The sequence below is a fragment of the Pseudoalteromonas sp. L23 genome (assembly GCF_021728455.1).
GTDB lineage: Bacteria > Pseudomonadota > Gammaproteobacteria > Enterobacterales > Alteromonadaceae > Pseudoalteromonas.
The window spans coordinates 1-23,840 of sequence record NZ_JAKKCW010000002.1 but is presented as its reverse complement, the minus strand read 5'-3'; the positions used below and the strand labels follow the sequence as shown (position 1 = coordinate 23,840).

Genomic DNA, 23,840 nt, shown 5'->3' with positions numbered 1-23,840 from the left:
GTCCTATTTCTCTGAATAAAGCTTAAAAATCGCACTAAAGTCTTCACTGCCTTTGCCTTGATTTTGCATCAAGTTATACAGATTCTTCGCTAGCGCCCCCATGGGCGTCGCAGAATTCGTTTGCTGCGCAGATTGCATCGCAAGGCCAAGATCTTTAGCCATTAAATCAACCATAAAGCCCGGCTTATAACCGTTCGAAGAAGGCACATTTTCTAGTACATCAGGACATGGGTTGTATAGCTCTAGCGTCCAGTTACGACCAGAGCTGTTTAGCATAATTTCGCTCAATACCTTAGGATCTAAGCCATGATCTACACCCATTTGCAGCGCTTCACTTGTGCCCGCCATTAGTATTGATAACAGCATATTGTTACATATCTTAGCGACTTGTCCGGCACCAATATCTCCAGCATGGAAGATATTCTTACCCATATTGGTCAGTACCACATGCGTACGTTCAAAGTCCGCTTTATTACCACCGACAATAAAAGTTAAGGTACCGGCCGCTGCACCTGCCACACCGCCAGACACTGGCGCATCGACAAATGAAATACCCGATTCTGCCAACTTGTTGCCAACAAACTGAGCAGATCCAGCATCAATGGTCGAGCAATCAATTACTTGTGTGTTTTTGCTAAGGTAATTAATTAATCCGTCATCACCGGTATACACTGCTCGAACATGTTTGCCTGCAGGCAGCATACTGATCACATAATCAGCTTCGCGACATACATCGCTCACAACCGTCGCCTTCGTCGCGCCACTTGCTTCAAGCGTCGCAACGGCCTCTGGGTTCAAATCGAATACACATACTTGGTGGCCAGCCTTTAATAGGTTAATGGCCATTGGACCACCCATATTACCTAAGCCGATAAATCCTACTTGTGCCATTTAAGTCACTCCTTATAAGTCACGCAATGGGTGATCGTTTTCATCCCAGCGAGGTGCAAAAAAGCGCTCTATTGCATCGTCTGTAACCTCGGCGACAGATTTAAATCGCCAATTGGGCTTGCCATCTTTATCGATAAGCAACGCACGTACACCCTCTTGAAACTCACCAAACTCGCCAGCCGTTACCGACATTCCTAATTCCTGCTTAAAACAGTCTCTTAGTGTTTTGCCTGCACTTCTAGTGAGCTGCGCTTTAACCAATGCAGCACTTAATGGTGAACCATGCTTTAATGCAGCCTGTGCCTTGCTTAGCCATTTGTTGTCAGTGCTATCCAACGCCAAAATAAACTCAACCTGCTCTGATAAAGTATCTTTCTCATCGAGCGCTTCGAATACCTTGATAAGCGGTTTAATTTCGCTTTTTGGCGGTGCATGAGACGCTTCATCTAGTGACAACAGCAACTGAGTAAGTTTTTCATGATTTAATACATTGGTTTTGCCCCAGTTCACTTCAACTAGGTTTTGTAACAGTAAGCTCAGTTTTTCTGAGTCCATAAAATGATCGGCGAGCCCAACCAGCTTGGCATCCGCAGCGTTAATGTTTGCAGCGGTGAGACCCAAGAATAGTCCAACGCCTTTTGGCATCTTATTGAGGAAATAGCTCCCTCCCACATCAGGGTATAAGCCAATGGTGATTTCCGGCATCGCGATGCGCGACGTTTCGGTCATCACTTTATGGCTTGCGCCAGCCGTTAAGCCCAGTCCGCCCCCCATGATGATGCCATTACCCCATAGTAGGATTGGCTTATCATAGTTATGGATTTGATAATCTAACCGGTACTCTTCACTGAAAAAGGTTTCGATTAATGCGTTACTCGTATCAGACGACATTTCGCGATATAAACTCACGACATCGCCGCCGGCACAAAACGCCTTCTCTCCAGCACCTTTTAGCATAACCATTGCTATTTGCGGGTCGTTTGCCCAAGCGTCTAGTTGTGGCGCGAGCAAACGGATCATATCGAGGTTTAAGGCATTTAACGCTTTTGGCGCATTTAATGTCGCCAGCGCTATTTTCATCCCGTTATGGCACGTTGCCTGTTCAAATATAACCGGCGCCTCTTCGTGATTTATTAGCTCAAATTCAATCATTAGCCATTTACCCAATTCGCTTTGCGCTTCTCTAAAAACGCGTTTACGCCTTCTTTTTGATCTTGCGTATCGAATAGTGTTACGAAAAGTTCGCGTTCAAGCGGCAATGCGCTATTGATTGTGCCAGTGCGGCCTTTTTGAATTAGAGCCTTACAAGCCGTGACCGCAACTGGACTTTGATCTTCTACTTTCTTAGCAAGTTCAAGCGCAGCTTCCAGTGCTTTACCCTGCTCGACCACTTCTTCAACTAAGCCAATTTGCTGTGCTTTATCAGCTTTTAAGCGCTCACCGCATAAAATCATGCGTTTTGCCCAGCCTTCGCCTACAAGCCACGACAAGTTTTGTGTGCCGCCAGCACAAGGTAACAACCCTACTTTCGCCTCAGGGAGTGCCATTTGTGCTTGAGCTTCGGCGATGCGGATATCGCATGCTAGTGCTACTTCTAAACCGCCACCCATTGCAAAACCATTGATAGCAGCAATAGATACGCCTCTAAAGTCGCTGAGTGTTTCAAACGCTTCGCCAAATACTCGAGACATATCCGCAGCGACTCCTTTGTCACCGTCGGCAAATACGTTTAGATCCGCACCTGCTGAAAAGAACTTTTCACCTTCGCCAGTGATCACTAACGAATAGATTTCTTTATCTGCGTTCAATTCGATAACTAGATCTTTAAGTGCAATTAGTGTGTCTTTTGTCCACGTATTCGCAGGTGGATTTGACATAGTAACAACGGCAGTATGGCCTTGTTTTTCGAGTTTTAATTGTGCAGTCATGATACTCTCCTTATAGGACGCTTGCCGCGCCTTCAGCTAAGATCCGACGTGCAATAATTACACGCATGATTTCGTTTGTACCTTCAAGGATCTGATGAACACGTACGTCACGTAAATGACGTTCAAGTGGATATTCTTTGATATACCCATAACCGCCATGAATTTGCAGTGCATCATCACACACCTTAGTGCCCACATCAGTGGCAAAACGCTTGGCCATTGCGCAATAAGTGGTCTTTTCTGGGTCGTTGCTATCCAGCTTAAATGCTGCAAGTCGAACCATTTGGCGTGCAGCCACAAGTTCTGTATTCATATCTGCAATTTTAAATTGCAGTGCTTGGAACGCCGCTAACGGTTTACCAAACTGAGAACGCTCTTGCATATACTGCTTGGCGGTATTGAGCGCCTGCTGGGCCGTACCTATCGAGCAAGTTGCAATATTAATACGACCACCATCAAGGCCTTGCATCGCAAATTTGAAGCCTTCGCCTTCTTGGCCTAGCAGGTTGGTAGCTGGGATACGGACATTTTCAAGCGTGATAAGGCGCGTAGGTTGAGCGTTCCACCCCATTTTTTCTTCTGCTTTGCCATAAATAACGCCGTCAGCATCGGCAGGTACAACAAAGGCCGAAATACCTTTTGGACCGTCTTCACCGGTTCTTGCCATTACCACCAATACGTCGGTTTCACCTGCCCCTGAGATAAACATCTTAGAGCCAGACAAAACGTACTCGTCGCCTTCTTTTATTGCTTTTGTTTTCAGCGATGCAGCATCAGAGCCAGAGCCTGGCTCTGTTAGACAGTAAGAAGCCAGTAGCTCACCTGTTACTAACTGATCCATATATTTTGCTTTGGTTTCTTCCGTTGCAAAGCTCGCTATCATCCACGTTGCCATGTTATGAATAGTCAACATAGCGGTTGTTGCTGTACAACCCATAGAAAGTTGCTCAAAAATAACACTTGAGTCAAGGCGAGATAAACCCAGGCCACCTGCCTCTTCTGGCGTATATAGACCGCAAAAACCAAGCTCACCTGCTTTTTGAATTACGTCTTTTGGAAAAATGTGTTCTTGATCCCATTTTGCTGCATGTGGAGCAAGCTCGCTCATTGCAAATTGGTGCGCCATATCGGCAAATGCTTGTTGATCTTCGTTTAGGTTAAAGTCCACGCTAGACCTCTCTTGCTGTTCTGACACCCTGAATGTGTGTCGGTAATTCTTATCGTTTTGGTAAAAAATAGCGTGCTCCCCCTGCAGAGCACGCTATGCAATATGAGTTATCTAAGGTTGATACTCATATTTGGACCACTGACAGCCTCATCGTCAAACCAACGTGAGGTAATCGTTTTGGTTTCTGTATAGAAACGCACGCCTTGCTTACCATAGGTGTGTTGGTCGCCGTAGAATGAGTTCTTCCAACCAGTAAATGAGAAGAACGGCAATGGCACAGGAATAGGAATATTAATGCCTACCTGACCCACTTCGATTTCACGCTGGAACTTACGTGCTGCGCCACCGCTTGCAGTGAATAATGAGGTACCGTTACCGTATGGGTTGTTATTAATAAGCGTAATTGCTTCATCTAAACTATCGACAAATACACAGCAAAGGACTGGGCCAAAGATTTCTTCTTTGTAGATATCCATTTCAGTTGTGACATTTGAAAACAGGGTTGGACCTACCCAATTACCATTTTCATAACCCTCAACTGTAAAATCAGAACCGTCTAGCAAACACGTTGCGCCTTGCTGCTTACCACTGTCAATCAGCGATAGAATGCGCGCTTTGGCCTGCGGCGTCGTTTGCGGACCATAAGCAGCTTCAGGATCATCCCAAACGCCAGGACGAACCTTCGCCATTGCGTCTCTTAGTTCCTCTACCCACTGTTGTGATTGCCCAACAAACACGGCAACTGAGATCCCCATACAGCGCTGACCACCCGCGCCGACCGAAGAGCCAACCAGGTTATTGATCACTTGTTCTTTTTTCGCATCTGGCATGATAACCATGTGGTTTTTCGCACCGACACACGCTTGAACGCGTTTGAGATTTTGCGTACCTTTGCTGTAAATGTACTGACCAACACCACAAGAACCTACGAAAGAAATCGCACGAATTTCCGGCGCTTCAAGGATCTGGTCAACCTGATCCTTACTACCGTGTACTACCTGTAGTACGCCTTTTGGCGCACCGGCTTCTTCAAACAATTCAACCAAGCGCATTGGCGTTAGTGGATCTTGCTCTGATGGCTTAAGTACAAAGGTGTTACCGCATACAATTGCCATTGGGAACATCCACAGCGGGATCATCGCTGGGAAGTTAAATGGCGTAATACCCGCACAAACGCCTAGCGGTTGGGTATATGAATAGGTGTCGATATTTCGGGCAACGTTTTCTACCGTCTCGCCCATCATCATTGAAGGGGCATTACATGCTTGCTCAACCACTTCAATACCACGCCATACATCACCTTTCGCATCTTCAAAAGTTTTGCCTAGTTCATGGCAAATGATGGTTGCGATTTCTTCTTGATGCTCTTTAAGAAGCGCTGCATAACGCATCATAATTCGCGCACGCTCAGTTACCGGAACATTACGCCACGTTTTAAATGCCTCTTGAGCTGAATGAATTGCAGCTTGTACTTCTTCGTTAGTAGCACAAGGTACTTTTGCTAACACTTCTTGATTAGCCGGATTAACAACGTCTAACCATTTGTCAGACTGAGACTGTGAAAATTCACCGTTGATGTATAAAGGTACTTGGTGCATGAAGCACTCCTCCCCATAAAACGAGTTTATGCGCTGCGTGAATGATTAGAATTATGGAAAACGCAGCGCCCCTTGAACGAAATAAATTGCAGTAACTTACACTTCTACCGCGAGCGCTACAGCTTCACCACCACCGATACATAGTGACGCTACGCCTTTTGATAAGCCGCGGTTTTTTAGTGCATGGATAAGTGTAACTAAGATGCGTGCACCGCTTGCACCGATTGGGTGACCTAGTGCACAAGCACCACCGTTGACGTTGACTTTGTTGCTATCTAACTGCATTTCGTTGATAGCTAACATAGTCACCATGGCAAACGCTTCGTTGATTTCCCAAAGGTCAACGTCTGCTGTCGACCAACCTGCTTTTTCAAGCAGCTTATTCATCGCACCGACTGGTGCCACGGTAAATTCAGCAGGCGCTTGTGAGTGAGTTGCATGGGCAACAATCTTACAAAGTGGTGTCAAACCGTGCTTTTTCGCTTCTGATTCACTCATTAAAATCAGCGCTGCTGCACCATCAGAAATAGACGAAGAGTTAGCAGCAGTGATAGTGCCGTCTTTTTTAAATGCTGGGCGAAGTGATGGAATTTTGTCTGGACGCGCGTTACCAGGTTGCTCGTCAGTATTAACCTCAACATCCCCCTTACGCGTACTCATTACATGAGGGGCAATTTCATTGCCAAAGCTGCCATTTTCGATTGCGGCGTTTGCTTTACTTAGTGAGCCAAGTGCAAATTCATCCATGTGCTCACGGGTAATGCCATATTCATCAGCAGTAGCTTGTGCGAAACAACCCATCGCTTTATTGTCATAAGCATCTTCTAAGCCATCAGCCATCATATGGTCTTTGATTTCGCCATGACCCATGCGCATTCCGCCACGGGCTTTTGGAATAAAGTAAGGTGAGTTAGTCATGCTTTCCATGCCACCAGCGATAGCAGAATTAATGCTACCTGAGCGGATGAGATCATGCGCGAACATCGCCGCTTTTAGACCCGAGCCGCACACCTTGTTAATAGTGGTTGCTCCCGTCGAGCGTGCAAGCCCCGCATGTAGCATCGCTTGACGCGCTGGCGCTTGACCTAGGCCTGCGGGTAGTACGCAACCCATGATAACTTCGTCTATACTCGCGTCACTAAGGCCTGTTTCATTCATTACTGCTTTAATTGCAGTCGCACCTAAGTCTGTCGCGGTTGCGTCAGATAGGCTTCCCATAAAGCCACCCATTGGTGTACGCTTAGCAGCGACGATGACAACAGCTTCGTTACTCATTGCAAAACTCCTGTTTACAAGCCAATCTTGGCTTGTTAAAAATTAACTCTGTATTCGAGCATACATAATATTTACGTTTACGCCAACGTAAATCTAAAATCAAGCCAAACGAGATCAGTGAAAGTGTAAAGCTAACTTGCACAAATTTGTTTCCAAGGCTTATTTTCTCTAGCTGTAATGAAGATTTGATGACAATTCGAACGGACAGATTATTCCTTTTATAAGACTAAAGAAGGATCTGCTATTCTTACTTTACCTTTACGTAAACTTCACTTATATTGGTCTAATCAGTGATGTTGTAAGTGTAAATAAAAATGCAAGAAATTAATGAACCTACCTATTCAATCAGCGAGTTAGCTAAAGAATTTGATATTACTACTCGCAGTATTCGTTTTTACGAAGACCAAGGACTCCTTTCTCCTAGGCGCCAAGGACAAACGCGTATTTACTCAAAACGTGACAAAGTTCGATTAAAACTGATCCTTCGCGGCAAACGTCTTGGTTTTACACTTGCTGAAACTGGCCGACTATTTGAGCTTTACGACGCCGACAAATCGAGCGAAAAGCAACTTAAAACCATGTTGCAACTCATTGAAGAGAAAAAAGCCGATTTAAGCCAACAGATGGACGACATTAAAGTTGTCTTAATGGAACTGGTGACGGCTGAGCGCCGTTGTCGCGACACCCTACACGAGCTCGAAAAATAAACTCTCACAACAGGATGAAGACCGATGAGCACAGTATCTTTATATAAAGAATTAAACTTTGGACTAGGCGAAACAGCAGACATGATCCGTGATCATGTCAATAGCTTTGCGACCAGTGAAATTGCCCCACTTGCTGAAAAAACAGATCAAGAAAATGCATTTCCAAATGAAATGTGGCCAAAGTTTGGCGAAATGGGCCTACTTGGGATCACCGTCGCTGAAGAATTTGGCGGCTCAAACATGGGTTATCTTGAACACGTTATCGCAATGGAAGAGATAAGCCGTGCGAGTGCATCAATTGGCTTAAGCTACGGCGCACACTCAAACCTATGTGTAAACCAAATTAACCGTAACGGTAACCAAGCCCAAAAAGAAAAATATCTACCAAAACTTATCAGCGGTGAACACATCGGTGCACTAGCAATGAGTGAGCCCAATGCTGGCTCTGACGTCGTGTCAATGAAACTGCGTGCTGAAAAGCAAGGTGACAAGTTCATCCTTAACGGTAATAAAATGTGGATCACCAATGGTCCAGATGCCGACGTTTTTGTGATTTACGCAAAAACGGATACCAATGCAGGCCCTCGCGGGATCACAGCCTTTATCGTCGAAAAAAGCTTCCCTGGTTTTTCAACGGCACAAAAGTTAGACAAACTTGGAATGCGTGGTTCAAACACCTGTGAGCTGGTATTCGAAAACTGCGAAGTACCTGCAGAAAACATCCTTGGCGAATACAACGAAGGCGTTAAGGTACTCATGAGTGGCCTTGACTACGAGCGTGTGGTGTTAGCAGGCGGTCCGCTTGGTATTATGCAGGCTTGTATGGATGTGGTAGTACCTTATATTCACGAGCGTAAACAATTTAACCAATCCATCGGTGAATTCCAGCTGGTGCAGGGCAAAGTTGCTGACATGTACACGCAAATGAACGCAGCACGCTCATACGTTTATACCGTGGCAAAAGCCTGTGACCGTGGCGAAACCACTCGTAAAGATGCTGCTGGTGCGATTTTATATGCCGCAGAACTTGCAACCAAACTTGCACTTGATGCCATTCAGCTACTAGGCGGAAACGGTTATATCAATGAATATCCTACAGGTCGACTACTTCGCGATGCCAAGCTGTATGAAATTGGCGCTGGTACGTCTGAGATCCGCCGTATGCTTATCGGACGTGAGCTATTCAACGAAAGTCGCTAGGAGTGCTACATGACGGTACTAAATTCTGCGGTTAATCCGCATGATCCCCAGTTCAAGGCAAACAACGATGCGATGGCATCGCTAGTTGCTGATCTTAAAGAGAAAGTCGCCACACTGAGCCAAGGTGGTGGTGAAGCGCTTATTGCCCGTCACCAAAGTCGTGGTAAATTATTTGTACGTGACCGAATTGAAACCTTGCTCGACGAGGGCTCGCCATTTTTAGAAATTGGCCAATTCGCCGCGTTTGGCGTTTACGAGCAAGATATTCCTTGTGCTGGTGTGGTCGCCGGGATCGGACGCGTTAAAGGCGTTGAATGCATGATTGTGGCAAATGATGCGACGGTAAAAGGGGGAACCTATTTCCCTATTACCGTAAAAAAGCACCTACGAGCACAAGAAATCGCCGAGCGCTGCCATCTTCCTTGTATTTATTTAGTAGATTCTGGCGGTGCAAACTTGCCAGAACAAGATGAGGTGTTCCCAGACAAATTGCATTTTGGTCGGATTTTCTACAATCAAGCCCGTATGTCTGCAAAGGGGATCCCACAAATCGCAGTGGTCATGGGGTTATGCACCGCCGGTGGCGCGTATGTACCAGCGATGGCCGATGAAAGTATTATCGTCAAAGAACAAGGCACCATTTTCTTGGCAGGGCCACCGCTTGTTAAAGCGGCCACGGGTGAAGAAGTGAGTGCAGAAGACTTAGGCGGCGCAGATGTTCACTGTAGAGTCTCAGGTGTAGCCGATCACTATGCAGAAAATGACGAGCATGCGCTTTCTATCGCAAGACAGTGCGTGTCACGCCTTAACCATCAGCGCCCTACTCGCCCGTTCCTGCAAGATGCCAAACCACCACGTTATGACATCAGTGAGGTGTATGGCATTGTCGGTACGGATCTGAAAAAACCGTTCGATGTACGCGAAGTCATTGCCCGTATCGTGGACGATTCTCAGTTTGATGAATTTAAACGCTACTTCGGCGAAACGCTCGTGACTGGTTTTGCTGAAATTTACGGTCACCCTGTAGGGATCGTAGCAAACAACGGTATTCTCTTTTCTGAATCCGCGCAAAAAGGCGCACACTTTATTCAACTCTGTGCACAGCGCAATATTCCGCTGCTATTTTTGCAGAACATTACTGGATTTATGGTTGGTCAAAAATACGAAGCGGAAGGTATCGCCAAGCACGGTGCGAAAATGGTAACTGCCGTTTCCTGTGCTGATGTGCCTAAGTTTACAGTATTGATTGGCGGCTCATATGGTGCTGGTAACTATGGCATGTGTGGTAGAGCGTACGAGCCAACCATGATGTGGATGTGGCCAAACGCACGGATCTCCGTAATGGGTGGTGAACAAGCTGCAGGCGTATTAACGCAGGTTAAACAAGATGGTTTAGCGCGTAAAGGCCTTAGCATGAGCGATGCCGAAGTGAGCGAATTTAAAAAGCCAATTATCGAGCAGTACGAAAAGCAAGGACACCCATACTATGCCAGCGCAAGGCTTTGGGACGATGGCGTTATCGACCCTGCGGATACGCGCACAGTACTTGGTCTTGCCTTAGAGGCTGCGAGCAATGCGCCGCAAAAAGAGTCTAAATTTGGCGTCTTCAGAATGTAAGGAGCACTTATGCCTGTCACTTTAAATATAACAAAAAGCAAAGTGGCGATTTTAGAGCTAAGTCGCCCAGAAAAACATAATGCCTTCAATGCGGAGGTGATTGCCGAACTCATTAAGAATATCGAATATGCCAGCGGCCTCGATGTCAGAGCGCTGGTATTAAAAACCGAAGGTAAACACTTTTCAGCGGGGGCTGATCTGGCGTGGATGAAATCCATGGCAGACAACGACTATGACGAAAACGTCGCTGATTCTTTAGAACTTGCTAAATTAATGCAAGTGCTGGCCACTTGCCCTCACCCAACGCTGTGTTTGGTGCAAGGTGCAGCTTTTGGCGGTGCACTCGGATTAATCGCCTGTTGCGATATCGCCATTGCAGAGCACAACTCTAAATTCTGTTTAAGCGAAGTCAAGCTTGGTCTTATTCCGGCAGTAATTAGTCCTTATGTCATTAAAGCCATTGGGGAACGCCAAGCGCGACGCTATTTTTTAACAGCCGAAGTATTCGATGGTGAAAAGGCGCTAGAAATGGGTTTAATTCACGAATTGAGCGATGATTTAGCAAAAAGCGAAGCGGATTTTCTCGAGACCTTGCTTAACAATGGCCCTGCTGCTGTGAAAAGTGCCAAAGCACTGATCAGCGAAGTTGCTGGTAAAGAAATAAATGAAGCGTTGATCGCCCATACCGCAAAGCGTATCGCTGAAATTAGAGTAAGTGACGAAGGCCAAGAAGGGCTTAGCGCCTTTTTCGATAAACGAGCACCACGCTGGCAAACCGCCGCAAGCGAATAGGAGTCAACATGCTAACTAAAATTCTAGTCGCGAACCGTGGTGAAATTGCCTGCCGCGTGATGCGCACCGCAAAGAAATTGGGCCTAACCACAGTGGCAGTTTATTCTGATGCAGATGCCAATGCGATGCATGTGAAAACAGCTGACGAAGCCTATCATATCGGTCCGGCACCAAGTAAAGAGTCTTATTTGGTTGCGGACCGAATTCTTGAAGTCGCCAAAGCGGCGGGCGTCGATTGCATCCACCCTGGTTATGGTTTTTTGTCTGAAAATGAAGTATTCGCCAAAGCATGTGAAGCGGCAAACATTGCGTTTATTGGTCCGCTGGCAAGCTCTATTGAAGCGATGGGTTCTAAGACCCGTGCCAAGGAAATCATGCATGACGCTAATGTGCCCTTAGTCCCGGGGTATTATGGCGACAAACAAGAAGATGATTTCTTGCAAGCAGAAGCAGAAAAAATCGGCTTTCCGGTACTTATCAAAGCCGCTTACGGCGGTGGTGGTAAAGGGATGCGCGTGGTACGAGAAAGCAGCGAGTTTTTGTCGGCACTACATGGTGCTAAACGTGAAGCGGCAGCGAGTTTTGGCAATGACTTAGTACTGCTTGAGCGTTTTGTTGATAAGCCTCGTCACGTTGAAGTACAAGTTTTTGCCGATAGTCACGGTAACTGTGTTTACCTAGGTGATAGAGACTGTTCACTACAGCGTCGTCACCAAAAGGTGATTGAAGAAGCGCCCGCGCCAGGTTTGGGTGATGCTATGCGCAAAGCTATGGGTGAAGCGGCAGTACGCTGTGCGCAAGCGATTAACTATCGCGGCGCAGGTACAGTAGAGTTCTTATTATGTGGCGATGAGTTCTTCTTTATGGAGATGAATACTCGCCTGCAAGTAGAGCACCCAGTGACAGAAATGGTAACTGATCTCGATTTAGTCGAGTGGCAACTGATGGTTGCTGCGGGTGAACAGCTACCGCTGACCCAGGAGCAGGTTTCGTTATCTGGTCATAGCTTTGAAGCGCGTATTTACGCAGAAGACCCTGAAGAAAACTTCATGCCGTTTTCAGGTGTACTTTCACACCTTAGCTTTCCAGAAGCCAAAGATGGCGTAAGAATTGACACTGGCGTGCAGCAAGGCGATGAGATCAGCCCATTTTACGATCCTATGATCGCCAAGCTTATTGTTCATGGCAAAAATCGTGAACAAGCGTTACTAAAGCTAAAATCGAGTTTAGAGCAAGTACATCTGTGTGGTTTAAAATCCAATATTGCATTTTTACATCACTTAGCAGGCCACCCTACTTTCACAGCTGGTGCGCCTGATACCCACTTTATTGACACGCAAACTGAGGTATTAACTCAATCGAATACGCCGCTGGATAAAATGGTGTTATTAGCAAGTGCGGCCTATCTTAGCCACCAACAACCATGTAAAAACACGGTGTGGGGAAACTTAGGCTTTAGGCTTAACCAAACCGAGAAAGTGGATTTACCATTTGCAGATCATGTCGCCTGCGCCTATCAATCTCAAGGTGGTTGGAAGGTTTCGTTTAACGAGCAAATCCACCAAGTTGAATGTGAATTAAATGGACACCAGTTGACAGTGGTGATTGATGGTGCACGGGTACATGCCAGTGCCATTGTGACCGAAGCCGCGATCACCATTATGTATGGCCCGTATCAACATACCGTTGAACTCAAGTCAAAGCATTACATTAGCGATCATGAGCACGAAGCCGCACCGCTGGCAGCGCCATTGAACGGCACCGTGGTTAAGCATTTGTTAACCGTCGGTACTCAAGTCAATAAAGGCGATGCCGTGGTGATAATCGAAGCCATGAAGATGGAATATACGCTCAATGCACCATTTGATGGCACGCTAACTTCATACTGCTTTGCAGAAGGCGAACTGGTCAGTCATGGCGATATGCTGGCGATTGTTGAGGAGCAAGACTAATGTCTCAGTATCCGGCTAACGTCAAAATTGTAGAAGTCGGCGCACGTGACGGCTTACAAAATGAGGTCAGTGTTGCCACAGAAGCTAAAATCTCGCTGGTTAACGCATTAAAAGACGCTGGTCTCAGGCACATTGAAGCAGGCGCGTTTGTGTCACCCAAATGGGTGCCACAAATGGCCGATTCTGCAGCGGTGATCCAAGGCTTTGAGCGTAGTGAAGGCGTTGAAATAAGCGCCCTAACGCCAAACCTTAAAGGCGCAGAGCTTGCACTAGAAAATCAGGTCGACGAATTTGCCATTTTTACTGCCGCCAGTGAGGCATTTACGCAAAAAAACATCAACTGCACGATTGAACAAAGTATTGAACGCTTTCGTCCCGTTGTTGAACTTGCACAAAAAAACAACATAAAAGTAAGAGGTTATGTTAGCTGCGTGGTTGGTTGCCCATATCAAGGTGAAGTACAACCAGAGCAAGTTTTAGCGGTATGTAAACAATTGTTGTCACTTGGTTGTTATGAAATCAGCCTAGGCGACACCATAGGTGTTGGTACGCCTAAAAAAGTCCAGCAGCTGCTCACCTTGTTACTGCAACATATCCCTGCTGACAAGCTTGCGGTGCATTTCCATGATACCTACGGACAAGCATTAACGAATATTCACACGGCCCTGCAAATGGGGATCGCAACTGTTGATAGCGCCGTTGCAGGTCTCGGTGGTTGCCCTTACGCCAAAGGCGCGTCAGGAAATGTTGCCACTGAGGATGTAGTTTACTTGCTGCAAGGACTTGGCATTGAGTGTGGAATTGATTTAGAAAGGCTAGCAAAAGCAGGATGGACAATTTGTGATGCGCTAGGTAAGACACCAAGCAGTAAAGTGTCGTTAGCACTCAAACAAACTTGTCAATCTTAAAACAATAACATTATTAGGAGTGGGCTTATGGCCGGTTTCGATAAAGTCGTATCAAGCTACAGCGATGCGATGGCGGGTCTTAAAGACGGCGATACCATCATCGCAGGTGGCTTTGGTTTGTGTGGTATTCCAGAAGGCTTAATTGCAGAAATTAAGCGCCTGCAAACAAAAGAGCTTACCGTGGTTTCAAACAACTGTGGGGTCGACGACTTTGGTTTAGGTATTTTGCTTAAAGATCGTCAAATTAAGAAGATCATTGCCTCTTATGTTGGTGAAAATGCGCTGTTTGAACAGCAACTACTCGATGGCATTATTGACGTTGAATTAACACCACAAGGTACGCTTGCAGAGAAGATGCGCGCTGGTGGCGCTGGGATCCCAGCTTTTTACACGGCAACAGGGTACGGTACTCCCATTGCTGAAGGTAAAGAAGTAAAAGAATTTGATGGCCGACCATATATTTTGGAAGAATCAATTACCGGTGAGTTTGCTATTGTTAAGGCTTGGAAAGCAGATCGCTATGGCAACTTGGTGTTCCGCCACACAGCAATGAACTTTAACCCAATGGCAGCGACAGCCGGAAAAATCACCGTCGCGGAAGTTGAAGAAATCGTAGAACCGGGTGAACTTGAGCCGAGTCAAATCCACACCCCAGGTATTTATGTCAATCGCGTGATCAAAGGTGACTTTGAAAAACGTATTGAACGTGTCACAACGCGCAAATAGGAGGCAATCATGGGTTTAAATCGTGAACAAATTGCGATGCGCGTGGCGCAAGAGCTTGAAGACGGTTACTACGTTAACTTAGGCATAGGTATTCCAACCTTAGTGGCTAACTACGTACCACAAGGCATTGAAGTGATGCTGCAATCGGAAAATGGCTTGTTGGGTATGGGTCCCTACCCAACTGAAGACCAAGTTGATGCCGATATGATCAACGCGGGTAAAGAAACCGTGACAGCAGCGACAGGTGCAGCAATTTTTAATAGTGCGGAAAGCTTTGCCATGATCCGTGGTGGTCATGTAGACTTGACGGTACTAGGTGCTTTTGAAGTTGATCAACAAGGCAATATCGCGTCTTGGATGATCCCGAAAAAATTAATCAAAGGCATGGGTGGTGCAATGGACTTAGTTGCTGGTGCACGCAACATCATAGTGACCATGACCCATGCTAGCAAACACGGCGATTCTAAATTGCTTGAATCATGCACATTGCCACTGACCGGCGTAAATTGTGTAAAGAAAATCGTAACAGATTTAGCTGTGTTAGAAGTAAAAGACGGCGCATTCCATTTGCTAGAACGCGCACCGGGTGTTAGTGTTGATGAAATAATCAGCAAAACTGCAGGCAAGCTTATCGTCGACGGTGAGATCCCCGAAATGCAGTTTGAGGCGTCGTAAGACACACCCTAACTTACAAATGTACCGACCTCATTCCCAGTGCCAAAGGCGCTGAGTTACCCAAAACCCCTCGCAAGAGGGGTTTTTTTTCACATGCCATCAAAGGAAAACTCTTTACTTTACATCACTCTTTATGTCTAGTTGATGAATGTGATGATTTTTAAATAAAAAATTCAGTAGCCATTTACTTTTCAATCTCACCCCCTAAACTAGTAGAGATAGTTTTGGTTGGCATTGAATATTCACCTGTCAGTACAACTTAAAACTAAAAAGTTGCTGCTTTGAAGCATCGACTGAATATCAAGTTGACACAATATATTGATACCATAGCTTAGTAGCATAACAGTTCGGTTGGTTTATCTTAATTACAAGTATTGAGGCAGTATACTGTCGCTGTAACTAACATAAACCCATCATATATTTAGATAGTCATTCGGCTGGTGTGATTGAAATGCATAAATCGAATGAATACGCTAAATAATCTAAACTAGACTAAGTAATTTTTGTGGCTTATGGCGAGCATATTGTATGGCAGATAAAGTCATTCTAAGCCGCTAATGATTAGCATTAATAGCGAGATTACATTTTGCTTTGTTGCATAGTTAGTTTATGTCGAATTGTTATCAACCATTGTCTAGCGATTAATTCAGTATATCAGCTTGGTGTCGTATCACGATGAGAACAACAAGAGGATATCATGGGCAATCACCACGATAAGTACAGCATCGATAATACAGACTACACCGTTGGACAAGACAATGTTCAAAAGTGGGGGTTTGACGTACATAACCCTGTATTTGGTGTAAGTGCAGGATTAATACTGGCGTTTTTAATCGCCGTATTATTAGTTGATGCAAACACAGCTAAAACCACTTTAGACGGCATAAAGTGGGATATCATAGGTAACTTTGATGCCCTATTTATGTGGTCTGGTAATTTCTTTGTGCTATTTTGTTTGGTGCTCGTTTTATCGCCTTACGGTAAAATTCGTTTAGGTGGTGAAAACGCCAAACCAAGCTATACTCGGGCGTCATGGCTAGCGATGCTATTTGCAGCAGGTATGGGTATTGGTCTGATGTTTTGGGGGGTAGCGGAACCTGTCGCCTACTACACTGGCTGGTACAAAACTCCGTTAAATGTTGCTGCAAACACACCTGAAGCGGCTGAACTTGCTATGGGTGCGACCATGTACCATTGGGGTTTGCATCCTTGGGCTATTTACGCCGTAGTCGCGCTTTCTTTAGCATTCTTTGCCTACAATAAAGGCTTACCACTGTCGATCCGCTCAATCTTTTATCCTATTTTAGGAGACAGAGCTTGGGGTTGGCCGGGCCATATCATCGATATTCTCGCCGTTCTTGCTACCTTGTTTGGCCTTGCGACATCACTCGGTCTGGGCGCACAGCAAGCTGGTGCTGGGATCCAACATGTATTTGGCATAGAAGCAGGTCTAGGTCTAGAAATTGCCGTGATTGTGGGCGTTACTGCCCTTGCGATTATTTCGGTTGTTCGCGGTATTGATGGCGGTGTAAAGATACTTAGTAACGTTAATATGTTAATTGCATTTGTGTTATTAGTATTCGTTGGTATTGCAGGTTTTGCGATTGCCATGGGTAATATTCCGACGACTTTGATGGCCTACGTTGAAAATATCATTCCACTAAGTAATCCGCATGGTCGTGATGATGAAGCATGGTTCCAAGGTTGGACCGTATTTTACTGGGCATGGTGGATTTCTTGGTCACCGTTTGTCGGTATGTTTATCGCACGCGTTTCTGAGGGTCGCACCATACGCGAGTTTATTACCGCAGTATTATTAATCCCGACATTGGTAACCGTGATCTGGATGTCAATCTATGGTGGCCTTGCTATCGATCAGGTAAAAAATGGCATTGGCGCTCTAGGTACTGATGGCTTGACTGAAGTGCCACTGGCGATGTTCCAAATGTTTGAAAACCTACCTATGAGCGATTTACTCTCGTTCACGGCGATTGTACTTGTACTGGTTTTCTTTATTACCTCGTCGGATTCTGGTTCTTTGGTTATCGATAGTATTACCGCTGGTGGTAAAATAGACGCTCCAGTACCACAACGTATATTCTGGGCGAGTATTGAGGGTGCAATTGCGGCGGCACTACTGTGGATCGGCGGTAAAGAAGCAATTGAAGCACTGCAAGCTGGTGCTATTTCAACAGGTTTACCGTTTACTTTTGTACTACTACTGATGTGTGTAAGTTTGATCCTCGGACTTAGAACTGAGCCTAAAAGCTAACGGTCGTTAATCTCATTACAGGCGGAGCTTGCTGTATGCTCCGCCTTTTTGTTATTTGGGATTAGCTCCACCAGCGTTTCACCATGTCTGATGGGTCTAAACAATATTGAGCTTGAGCTTGAAATAACTCCGCCGTTGCTAACGCATCGGACAAGGCATGATGTGGCTGATAATAGGGAAGCCCATAGCGCTTTCTACAGTCAGCTAAGCGTACCGAAGGTATAGGTTTACATTTGAGCTTATCAAGCCAGTTTCTGGCGTTGTTTATCGCTGACTTTTCAATTTCCATCGTATCAATCACTGGAAACTCAATACCCTCACCCAATCTCGCTTTTAGCGCAGAATCGAAAAATGACTTTTCGACAAACTGATAGTGCACCACTATGACTTTACCATGCAGCGAAGCAAACACTTCCTCAAGAATATCTTGCAGATCTGGCGCGCTTTCAACTTGTGAGTGTGTGATCCGGTGCAGTACCACAGACTCCTCAGCCAGCGGACTGGTTGGCTTCACTAACCAATGCTTCGCTTGAGCCAAGCGGATCCGTCGTAAGTCAAATGGTACGACGCCAACGCTCACAATATCATCGGTGTTTGGGTCGAGTCCTGTAGTTTCAAAATCAAGGGCAACAAACTCACACTGACTCAATTGCTGGTAAGGATCTACCACGCCTTGCTGGTAAAATGCTTGAATTCTCGGGTCTTTCGACGTTTCTACCAAATGCTGAAAGCGATTTGGCCATGACATAATCTCGCCTTGCATATTACACCGCTACTTCATCATGGATTTGTTTTGATAGCGAAACTTTAAAAAGCTCTGTGCTTTATCTAACACGCCAAAAGCTTCTTTAAGATTACGCTGTTCAAAATCAGAGAGTGTTTCTGGTGGCAAGCTGTTATCAGGCTTTTCGCCCTGCTCAATTTGCCATGCTTGGTGACGAATACGCATGATGGCGATGTATTCAAGGGCAGCTTGCAGATCTAACACTTTGCCCTTTGGCAGTATATTTGCCTCATCAATATCTTCTAATCGTTCAAAGGAGTTTTGTTTTTTAGAGCCAACACCAAGGGCATGCACTCGAACCAAGTCTGAAAGCGGTGCTGTGCCACGGCGTTTAATGTTCATCGAACGCCTGTGCTCACCGTCTTGCTCAAGGACAAAACCATTAAAAAAGCCCAAAGGCGGTGTTCTTCTTAGCGCATTATGTGCCATCGCAGCCAAAAATTTAGGGGTGCTTTTGGCCTTTTTACTGATAAAAGCAGTGAGTTTCTCAGCCCATTTTGTTTCACCCCATACGCCTTCCAGATCAAAGAAAATCGAACTATTAAGCAAAGCCTCAGGACTGGGGTTTTCTATCCAGTCTTCAAATTGTGCTAACCATTGACTATAAGTTAGACGCCAAGCTGGGTTGCTTGCCATGATCCCACCATCGCAATATTTATAGCCGCAATTGGCTAGACCATCACACACAAACTTCGCCAACTTTTCGAAGTAAGGGCCATGCTCAGCGGGTTGATAACTGTCATCCAAGATCAGTGCATTATCCTGATCGGTCACAATTAATTGTTCATCCCGAGCCATTGAGCCAAGGGCAATAAAGCAGTAAGGAATTGGTGGTGGACCTACTTTTGCTTCCGCGAGTTCGAGTAACTTGTGTTTAAACGTTTTACCTATAATCGACATCGCAGAACCAATCATGTGTGAATTGGCGTCTTCATTCACCATACGCGTAAAAATTGCAGGAAGCTGTTTGGCGTAACTGCTCAAGTCTTCAACACTTTGCTGGTCCATTAGCCCTCTAACAAACAACAGGCTGCTTTGAGACTCATAGCGCAAAATATCGGATAGCGCGACCACTCCTATCGGTTTACGCTTATGAACAACAGGCAAGTGATGCACATTGTCTCTTAGCATCAGCATCATGGCTTCGAAGACGTAGGCATTAGAGTCAACAATAATAAGGTCAGTCGACATAATCTCAGAGACCGGAGTTTGATAATTCAGCCCCTCAGCGACTACTTTTGTGCGAAGATCTCTGTCACTGATAAGGCCAACCACCTGACCATCATCTTCATCTGGATCTTCGACAACTGGTTTCTCGGGATCGTAGATAAGTAGTGATGACACATGCTCTTTTGCCATCACTTGAGCTGCCTGCTGTACCGTGGCGTTGCGTTCAACGTATACCACATCGCGTAGCAATAGTTTACGCACTTTGGCCGTGGTCAAATCGTTGCTGTCGGCTTGCTCAGAAACCGTGATTTTTAGTCTAGCATTATCGTCTGCTTCAAAATAATCAGCAAACGCTTCATAAACGTCGCAATACTCATCAAAAATGCCTACAGGAATACAGTACACCAGTGTATCTTCAAGGCTTTGAGCGCCAAAACGAACTTTGCGATTCATCAATAAACCACGCTGGCCAAAGATCCCACCTGTGGAAATACGATTGTATAACTCACCTGAGCGCCGATAGAGCTCGACAGCACCAGATCGGATCACATACAGGTAGGTGATCTGCTCTCCATATTCCAAAATGCCGCTGCCCGCTCGGTAGTAACCTACTTCAACTTGGCTTGCGAGTTTATGTAGTGCCTCTTGAGGCAAATCCGAAAACGGCGGGTAAGCTACTAAAAAATTGGCAATTTCCTGATGTTCAACTTCCATGGTTTGCCTTGATATAAAAAGGAATTTAACCCTATTGTGGGCAACGAGGGATAAATTTGCAATGAAAGCTGGTTTAACTAGGGTAATAAACTAAGGCTGCAGTCATAGTTTTTCAGCTGTTCACCACTACGCGCAGAAGACTCACTAGGATGCAATCGAATTTAGTAAAACTGAGGAATTGCGTTGTAATAGGTTAATTCCAATCCCTAATTAGTTTATTTTACTATGACTGCGTGCTAAAGCTAAATAAGTACAAACGCCAAATTTGACCTAAGTCACTTTAAAAACCAGCAAAACCGCCTCATACTAGTTATCTATAACTATTCGCAACAGGAACCGCACTCATGACTTATGAAGTCAATTTCGACGGCTTAGTAGGGCCAACACATAATTATGCCGGATTATCTTATGGTAATGTCGCGTCACTTTCTAACGCTACCAGCGTCTCTAATCCAAAAGAAGCGGCATTGCAAGGTCTTGAAAAGATGAAAGCAATGCATGATATTGGTCTAAAACAAGGGGTATTCGCACCTCATGCACGCCCGAGTTTAACCCCACTACGCCGCGTTGGCTTTTCAGGCACCGATGCACAGGTACTTGAAAAAGCGTATAAACACGACCCTATTTTGCTTCGAGCTTGTTACTCTGCCTCTGCAATGTGGACGGCTAATGCGGCGACTGTATCGCCTTCTATTGATTCCAGCGATGGTAAAGTACATTTCACAAGTGCTAATTTAAACTGCAAATTCCACCGTTCAATAGAGCCCGAAACCACCACGAATTTACTTCGTGCTATGTTCGCCAATGCGCAATATTTTGCACATCACCAGCATTTGCCTGAGCAGCCTTTTTTTGGCGATGAAGGTGCGGCAAACCACACTCGCCTCGCCGATAGTCATGGCAGTAAAGGTCTACAATTATTTGTGTACGGTTCAAGTGGCTTTAACAGCGATATAAAGGGTCCTACTAAATATCCTGCTCGGCAAACATTAGAAGCAAGCCAAGCGATTGCAAGACTACATCAATTAGATGATAAGCAAGCAATTTTTATCCAGCAAAACCCAAATGTGATTGATCAAGGCGTGTTCCATAATGACGTCATTGCAGTGGGCAATGAGAATGTGCTGTTTTGCCATGATCAAGCCTTCATCGATCAGACCACCAGTCTAACTAAAATTAGACAAGCGTATATCGGCGAAAAACCTTTACATATTGTAGAAGTTCCGACGCATGCAGTGAGTGTTGAAGACGCAGTAAAAAGCTACCTATTTAACTCACAATTGATCACCTTGCCATCAGGCGAGATGATGCTGGTTGCACCGGAGGAATGTGCGAAGAATGATAACGTTGCCGCGTATATCGAATATATGCTCGGTGCAAAAAATCCGATTTCGCAAGTACGCTTTTTTGACTTACGCCAAAGTATGCAAAATGGTGGTGGACCTGCATGTTTGCGATTACGTGTAGCACTCAATGAAGATGAGCTAAAAGCGGTAAATCCAGAAGTGATGATGAGTGAAGACAAATTTATTCAACTAAGCGCGTGGGTCAATAAACACTATCGCGATAAAGTCACAGAGCAGGATTTAGCTGATCCGAGCCTACTGCAAGAGTCCTATGCTGCACTAGATGAACTCACCCAACTACTTAATCTTGGTAGCGTTTATGACTTCCAACGCGCCTAATTTCAAGTTTTGCTTGTCAAACTGCAATTAATCTGAGGTTTAAAGGGAGTGATTTCACTCCCTTACTTTTTAGCAAGTACGTTAACCGCCCACGTCTCAAGCATACCGTCGCTATTTAGCGTTACTAAGGTGTCTGGGTTTGGGACATACATATCGACTACCGTTGCCCCCTCATTCTCAGTATGAATAGACCAAGTACCTAATTCTTCCCCGCTCTCATAGCGCCAGATGGAGAGGTGAGACTTTGACGATGATGTCGCAAGTAAGCCTGAGTCAGAAATAAACTTGGCCTTTCTAAACATCTTAAAACGCGCCATATACTTTAGCTCACTGAGCTGCTTTCCAGACTCAAAGTCTAGTACATGTTGCGCATTCAACCCATCTGAGACGAATAAGTGCTTGCCATCATGACTCACTGTTAAACTGGTAACACGATGACTAAATTGATGCTCATATAAAGGTTCTGGTGAGGCAAATTGCCAAAGGGCAACCAACCCATCTTGCGCGCCTGTAACAAAATAGTCGCCACTATTGTCAAACGCCAAATGCTCTATCGGTCGAGTATGTGGCATAAAACGATTGTTTAACTTAGTGAATAGATCCGCCATATTGAGTGAGCCATCATCCATCGCAACAAGCAAACGCTGGTTGTTATGGGAAAGCGCTAAAGCAGAGATTGAAGCAAGTGGACTCACCCCAGCAAAAGGTACGTTCGTTATCAACTTTTGCTTTGGAACAGACCAAATTGAGATAAGGTTTTCACCTGCCACGATGAGCATTTCCTTATCATCTGACAATAAAACTTCTTTGACTGGTGTTTTTATTTTGTCTTTGGGTACTGAGAATATGACAGACTGATTGGCATTATCATAAATATGGATTTCAGCTTTACTGTCTAATGTTACGCTCCACTTTCCATCTTTAGAAAAGTGTCCAAGTATTATGCCATTTTGCGTCAACTGGCTTGTTACCCCTTTACTAATTTCAGGTTGCGATCCACACCCTACTAAAAATAAAGCGAACCAAGCTAGTGATATTAAACGAGACATCTTAAACCCTTAGCACATAATACATTTATTTCATTTACTGGCTTTACATATCGGCCGTTAGCAGACAAACTTAACTTATTGTGAATAATTTTAGACTGCATATGATGTATTTTAGCATGACAAAGTCACTTATTAAGCAAACTTTCGTTGTCTTAGCCGCAATGATTTTACTCTCAGCGTGCGGCTCAGAGGATAATGTCAGTGGTGACAAGGACACTCCTGGATATGCCGCAACAATGTATTTTGACGCACTCTATAATAAAAAAAATCTAGACGCTGCAATGAAAATCGCCACTCCCCGTCACGCGCGTATCATGCGCTCTTACGGTACTGCGTCGCAATTCGCCAGAAATTTAGTGAATATGCAATACGATGAAGTCACCATAGAAGTTGATATGACCAATCAAAGTCTGCGCGAACAGTATGGCGACAGCGCAAAAATTAATTTAATTTTTACAGGTCAGCTCCACGGTGAGCAAGTAGACGACATGCGTAGTGTCAGTATGGTGCGCAAAAAAGGCAAATGGTACGTAGACAAGGTACTAGCCGACCCCTTTGCACGTTAACTCAAGAATAAGAAAGGAAAGCCCCGTTGTCGGGGCTTCAGATTGATGATAAACCCCGCTTTTTTAAGCGGGGTTTATTTTTCCCAGTTGTTGGAGCAGTTTTCTCTGCCGTAAGTTTCAGCGCTGTTTTTTTGTGTTGGCTAGGCTAATTATTGTGATTTGG

At 45.2% G+C, this 23,840-nt stretch carries 20 protein-coding genes; 11 read left to right on the top strand and 9 right to left on the bottom strand.

Translation table 11 applies throughout. The features are described 5' to 3' along the window. Positions 1-3 precede the first annotated feature (3 nt). The 6 genes from mmsB to L3V43_RS03965 form a co-directional block, all read right to left on the bottom strand. Positions 4-891 carry a 3-hydroxyisobutyrate dehydrogenase gene (mmsB, locus tag L3V43_RS03990; RefSeq protein ID WP_235368161.1) on the bottom strand — a complete coding sequence of 296 codons (888 nt, stop codon included), beginning with the start codon at positions 889-891 and terminating at the stop codon, positions 4-6. A 12-nt stretch (positions 892-903) separates the two neighbouring features. Beyond that, positions 904-2,043, bottom strand: coding sequence for an enoyl-CoA hydratase/isomerase family protein (locus L3V43_RS03985; protein WP_235368162.1), 1,140 nt, complete (start codon positions 2,041-2,043; stop codon positions 904-906). Continuing rightward, positions 2,043-2,819 carry an enoyl-CoA hydratase gene (locus L3V43_RS03980; protein ID WP_045988106.1) on the bottom strand — a complete coding sequence of 259 codons (777 nt, stop codon included), beginning with the start codon at positions 2,817-2,819 and terminating at the stop codon, positions 2,043-2,045. Before L3V43_RS03980 ends, L3V43_RS03985 begins: the two co-directional genes overlap by 1 nt. A gap of 10 nt (positions 2,820-2,829) precedes the next feature. After that, positions 2,830-3,987 carry an acyl-CoA dehydrogenase family protein gene (locus L3V43_RS03975; RefSeq protein ID WP_237115980.1) on the bottom strand — a complete coding sequence of 386 codons (1,158 nt, stop codon included), beginning with the start codon at positions 3,985-3,987 and terminating at the stop codon, positions 2,830-2,832. A gap of 107 nt (positions 3,988-4,094) precedes the next feature. Further along, positions 4,095-5,585, bottom strand: coding sequence for a CoA-acylating methylmalonate-semialdehyde dehydrogenase (locus L3V43_RS03970; RefSeq protein WP_045988107.1), 1,491 nt, complete (start codon positions 5,583-5,585; stop codon positions 4,095-4,097). Positions 5,586-5,681: 96 nt separating this feature from the next. Then, positions 5,682-6,860 (bottom strand): acetyl-CoA C-acyltransferase, encoded by a 1,179-nt coding sequence (locus L3V43_RS03965; RefSeq protein ID WP_010378626.1) that lies wholly within the window; start codon positions 6,858-6,860, stop codon positions 5,682-5,684. A 314-nt stretch (positions 6,861-7,174) separates the two neighbouring features. Here L3V43_RS03965 and L3V43_RS03960 point away from each other — a divergent pair, with 314 nt between their 5' ends. The 9 genes from L3V43_RS03960 (at position 7,175) to L3V43_RS03920 (ending at position 17,709) form a co-directional block, all read left to right on the top strand. Further along, positions 7,175-7,567: a MerR family DNA-binding transcriptional regulator gene (locus tag L3V43_RS03960; RefSeq protein ID WP_010378624.1), complete on the top strand. Its 393-nt coding sequence runs from the start codon at positions 7,175-7,177 to the stop codon at positions 7,565-7,567. A gap of 24 nt (positions 7,568-7,591) precedes the next feature. Further along, positions 7,592-8,767, top strand: coding sequence for an isovaleryl-CoA dehydrogenase (locus L3V43_RS03955; protein WP_010378622.1), 1,176 nt, complete (start codon positions 7,592-7,594; stop codon positions 8,765-8,767). A gap of 9 nt (positions 8,768-8,776) precedes the next feature. Next, positions 8,777-10,384, top strand: coding sequence for a carboxyl transferase domain-containing protein (locus tag L3V43_RS03950; RefSeq protein WP_237115979.1), 1,608 nt, complete (start codon positions 8,777-8,779; stop codon positions 10,382-10,384). Positions 10,385-10,393: 9 nt separating this feature from the next. Then, on the top strand, positions 10,394-11,176 hold the full coding sequence (locus L3V43_RS03945; RefSeq protein WP_010604939.1) for an enoyl-CoA hydratase-related protein: 783 nt from the start codon (positions 10,394-10,396) through the stop codon (positions 11,174-11,176). 8 nt (positions 11,177-11,184) lie between these two features. After that, positions 11,185-13,128 (top strand): acetyl/propionyl/methylcrotonyl-CoA carboxylase subunit alpha, encoded by a 1,944-nt coding sequence (locus tag L3V43_RS03940; RefSeq protein ID WP_237115978.1) that lies wholly within the window; start codon positions 11,185-11,187, stop codon positions 13,126-13,128. Next, positions 13,128-14,036, top strand: coding sequence for a hydroxymethylglutaryl-CoA lyase (locus L3V43_RS03935; RefSeq protein WP_237115977.1), 909 nt, complete (start codon positions 13,128-13,130; stop codon positions 14,034-14,036). The genes L3V43_RS03940 and L3V43_RS03935 overlap by 1 nt, the downstream gene beginning before the upstream one ends. Before the next feature lie 27 nt (positions 14,037-14,063). Continuing rightward, positions 14,064-14,762 (top strand): CoA transferase subunit A, encoded by a 699-nt coding sequence (locus L3V43_RS03930; RefSeq protein ID WP_211857689.1) that lies wholly within the window; start codon positions 14,064-14,066, stop codon positions 14,760-14,762. A gap of 9 nt (positions 14,763-14,771) precedes the next feature. Next, positions 14,772-15,437, top strand: coding sequence for a CoA transferase subunit B (locus L3V43_RS03925; RefSeq protein ID WP_010604942.1), 666 nt, complete (start codon positions 14,772-14,774; stop codon positions 15,435-15,437). A 697-nt stretch (positions 15,438-16,134) separates the two neighbouring features. Continuing rightward, entirely contained in the window at positions 16,135-17,709 is a 1,575-nt protein-coding gene (locus L3V43_RS03920; protein ID WP_237115976.1) for a BCCT family transporter, read from the top strand. A 61-nt stretch (positions 17,710-17,770) separates the two neighbouring features. Here the strand turns inward: L3V43_RS03920 and L3V43_RS03915 are convergent, their stop codons facing one another. Next, positions 17,771-18,472 carry a 3'-5' exonuclease gene (locus L3V43_RS03915; RefSeq protein WP_266067922.1) on the bottom strand — a complete coding sequence of 234 codons (702 nt, stop codon included), beginning with the start codon at positions 18,470-18,472 and terminating at the stop codon, positions 17,771-17,773. 9 nt (positions 18,473-18,481) lie between these two features. Beyond that, the gene (locus tag L3V43_RS03910; protein WP_237115974.1) at positions 18,482-20,377 is read right to left on the bottom strand and encodes a DUF294 nucleotidyltransferase-like domain-containing protein; all 1,896 of its coding nucleotides are present in this window, start codon (positions 20,375-20,377) and stop codon (positions 18,482-18,484) included. Positions 20,378-20,721: 344 nt separating this feature from the next. Between L3V43_RS03910 and astB the strand changes: the two genes are divergently transcribed. Beyond that, on the top strand, positions 20,722-22,062 hold the full coding sequence (astB, locus tag L3V43_RS03905; protein ID WP_237115973.1) for an N-succinylarginine dihydrolase: 1,341 nt from the start codon (positions 20,722-20,724) through the stop codon (positions 22,060-22,062). Between the two features lie 62 nt (positions 22,063-22,124). Here astB and L3V43_RS03900 read toward each other — a convergent pair whose 3' ends face one another. Then, positions 22,125-23,111, bottom strand: a complete 987-nt coding sequence (locus tag L3V43_RS03900) for a hypothetical protein (RefSeq protein ID WP_237115972.1) — start codon at positions 23,109-23,111, stop codon at positions 22,125-22,127. 116 nt (positions 23,112-23,227) lie between these two features. On the opposite strand from L3V43_RS03900, the gene L3V43_RS03895 reads away from it, so the two are divergent. Then, positions 23,228-23,677, top strand: a complete 450-nt coding sequence (locus tag L3V43_RS03895) for a hypothetical protein (RefSeq protein WP_237115971.1) — start codon at positions 23,228-23,230, stop codon at positions 23,675-23,677. Positions 23,678-23,840 lie beyond the last annotated feature (163 nt).